This window comes from Chryseobacterium sp. (assembly GCF_022712095.1).
In the GTDB taxonomy this organism is placed as follows: Bacteria; Bacteroidota; Bacteroidia; order Flavobacteriales; family Weeksellaceae; genus Chryseobacterium.
Window position 1 is genome coordinate 1 of sequence record NZ_JALAHD010000135.1, and the last position, 3,331, is coordinate 3,331.

Below are 3,331 nucleotides of genomic sequence, written 5' to 3' on the forward strand. Positions count from 1 at the left end.
AAATATCATCTTCTATTCATACTGCTAAACGAAGCTATTTTAAAGCATTAACAAATAATTGGGATAAAGAAAATTTAGGTTTCGAGGATGCTAAATTTCCACCTGAAAAGACAATATATTTATCTTTATTGAAAGAAAATGGAATTTCTCCTATTCGTGAAAACTCTATTGATGTTATTTCGATTAATGAAGATTCGTCATTTTACAAATTATGGAGAGCTTCCGAAAACTTTATAGAAGAAGCTAAAGAAGAAGCTAAGAATATTTCAGACTTTGTTGAAATATTAAGCAAACGGCCGTTCAAGCTGAAACAAGGATTGATAGATTTTTGGATTCCTACATTTTTGTTTTTAAAACGTGATGATTTTGCTATTTTCAATGAAGATAGTTACATTCCTTACCTGTCTGAGGAAAATCTTGAATTGATAGCCAAATATCCACAAGAATATACTATTAAGGCTTTTGATATTGAAGGCGTAAAATTGGACATCTTTAATAGTTACAGAACTTTTTTAAATCAATCTGTTGAAGAAAAGTTTAAAAATGAATCATTCATAGAAACCATAAAACCTTTTATAGTTTTTTATAAACAATTACCGGAATATTCTAAACAAACAAAAAGATTATCATCGGCAGCATTAAAAATTCGTAGAGCGATAGCTACAAGCAAGGACCCAGAAGAAACATTCTTTGAAGATTTTCCAAGTGCTTTGGGATTATCTCTTAGTACATTGCAAAAGGATAAGTCCAAATTACAAAGTTATACTATAAACTTACAAAATGCAGTACGAGAATTAAGGACCTCATATGATGAGTTAATAAAGAGATTTGAAGAATTTATTTGTGGGGAGTTTGTAGGAAAAACTGTTGATTTCGAAGAATACAAAGAGTATTTACAAAAGCGTTTCAAGAAGCTAAAGAAACATTTGTTATTAGCTAATCAAAAGACATTTGTGCAGCGTATTGATTCATCTTTGGATGATAAAAAAGCATGGCTCAATTCTATAGCACAAGCCGTTACAGGGAAAACACTTGAAGTATTTACTGATGAAGACGAAATCTTGCTGTACGAAAAGTTTAAAGCGATTATTTTGGAATTGGATAGTCTAACCAATATCTCAAAAGCAGATATTGATGAACTTAATGAGGATGTTATTGGAGTTAAGATTGACTCATTCTTTAGTAAGATTGATCCTAAGGTTGTGAGAGTCCCTAAAAGCAAGAGCAAAGAGATTGAAGACTTGAAAAATATATTAAAAGCTCAACTTGGAAATGACAAGACCTCAAATATTGCTGCGGTGTTGAATTTATTAAAAGAATTAATGTAATGAGTAAAACAAGACACGTTTTAGGAATTTCAGGAGGCAAGGATAGTGCGGCTTTAGCTATTTATGTGAAAACCAAATATCCAGAGTTAGAGTTAGATTTTTACTCAAGTGATACAGGAAAAGAGCTTGATGAAACCTATCAGCTAATCCAAAATCTTGAAGTTTATCTTGGCATAAAAGTAAATATTCTAAAAGCTGCTGAAAACAGTTCAGAAGATCCTTTTGACCATTTTCTGAAAATGTATGGAGGTTTTTTACCCTCTTCAAATTCCCGTTGGTGTACCAAAAAATTAAAACTCGACCCTTTTGAAAAATATGTTGGTACAGACCCTGTTGTTTCTTATGTAGGAATTAGAGGAGATGAAGAAAGAGAAGGATATATATCTACTAAGAAAAATATACAGTCTATTTTTCCATTCCGAAAAAATATTTGGAGTGAAGATGTGGTAGCTAAATTACTGTCTAATCCAAATATCGAAATGATTCAGAGTAATGCTAAGAATATTGATTTTGGACGATTTCAGGGAAAAGTATTACAAATTATTTCAAGAAAAATAGATACTTCTTTTACACAGGCACAAAAGTTAAATGCTTTATTGGAAACTGATGTAAAGGGTTTTAACCATTTAGTTTTTGAATTTTTAAAAACAACTGACTATCCTTTGGCGAGCGAAAATTCATTTCCATTGCTTAATAATGAAGATGTTTTAGTACGAGATGATATTTTTAGAATTTTAAAAGAAAGTGGTGTTGGTGTTCCTGCTTATTATAATAAAATTGATTTTGAAATAAATGGTATAACAGGGCAATATGCCCGGAGCCGTTCCGGATGTTATTTCTGTTTTTACCAACAAAAAATAGAATGGGTTTGGTTGTACGAACAACACCCAGAGCTTTATAAAAAAGCTATGGAATATGAAAAAGACGGTTATACGTGGATTCAAGGCGAAAGTTTAGAGGACTTAATACAACCCGAAAGAATGGAAAGAATTAAAACAGAATATATTAAAAGAATGGAGCGAAAAGCATCTAAAAATCAATCCCCTTATCTCATTGATATTTTAGGAGAGGAAGAGGGAATTGGTTGTGCGAGCTGTTTTATATAAATGAGAGAAGTACTTGAATATTACTTAAATAATTGCCAACAAGCAATGATTCACCAAAACGAATTATCATTCGAATTTGGTGCTGACTATATCATTGCATTTTCTTTTGACATAAATGAGAACATATATAATGATGCTTTTGATGATGAATATGAATATTATTCTTACAACACTATAAATGACTTTTCTGATATTGACGAGTTCTTAAGGAAGATAGACGATTTTATATCTTTTACTATAAAAGGGTACGAATATTTAGGCTGGAGAGAAGATTTGACAGAAGGCAGGTCTATTACCAACGAAATGTTTTCGTTGATTAAAGTAATAAGGAAGTATCAGCAAGATGCTGTTCTTAACTATTATACGAGTATAGATTTTGGAGATGAAATGTGTGATAAATATGGAAGTTACTCATTTAACATTAGATTTATTGAGGAGCTTTGGTGGAATATTGAATTTGCAAAATATCTTATTGAGAATAGTGTAAGGACAGTTTCTGTTCCAAATTTTTATACAATTTTCTTTCGTAAGAATCACCAAATAAAAGATGATAAAATAGTTCCGATAATATCTACTAATACTAAAGTTAGACGTTTGGGTTATTTTAAGATCTTGTCGCTATTTTTTAATGAGAATAAGAAGGCCCCTGCGACTTCTATCAATAAAAAATTTGAGAATTATTGTCTAAAATATAGAGAGCTATTAGAAGAAAATACATTTAAAAAGGGGTTGATTAACGAAACAAAGACAGGAATATCTGCAAAGCCTTATATTGACACAGCTAATGATTTAGAGTTTTTAAATAAGATACATAATATTTATTATTCTGGGAAGTCATTTAAAGTCTATCAAACTCTACAAAATGAATTTTCAGATTCCAGTAATATTTTTGAGTTA

The 3,331-nt window shown here is 30.5% G+C and carries 2 protein-coding genes and 1 pseudogene; all 3 read left to right on the plus strand.

Annotated features, from left to right (window positions below; genetic code table 11):
* Nucleotides 1-1,328, plus strand: a pseudogene (locus tag Q0A18_RS06920) (hypothetical protein); the annotation flags it as partial.
* Nucleotides 1,328-2,434 (plus strand): phosphoadenosine phosphosulfate reductase family protein, encoded by a 1,107-nt coding sequence (locus Q0A18_RS06925; RefSeq protein WP_292009417.1) that lies wholly within the window; start codon nucleotides 1,328-1,330, stop codon nucleotides 2,432-2,434. The pseudogene Q0A18_RS06920 and the gene Q0A18_RS06925, both read left to right, overlap by 1 nt.
* Nucleotides 2,435-3,331 (plus strand): hypothetical protein (locus Q0A18_RS06930; RefSeq protein ID WP_292009418.1); only part of this gene is annotated, 897 nt, incomplete at its 3' end. It abuts the gene before it with no gap.

Excerpts from the sequence above, each read along its gene's own strand:
- Q0A18_RS06925 (WP_292009417.1), top strand. The coding sequence starts at position 1,328 with ATGAGTAAAACAAGACACGTTTTAGGAATTTCAGGAGGCAAGGATAGT.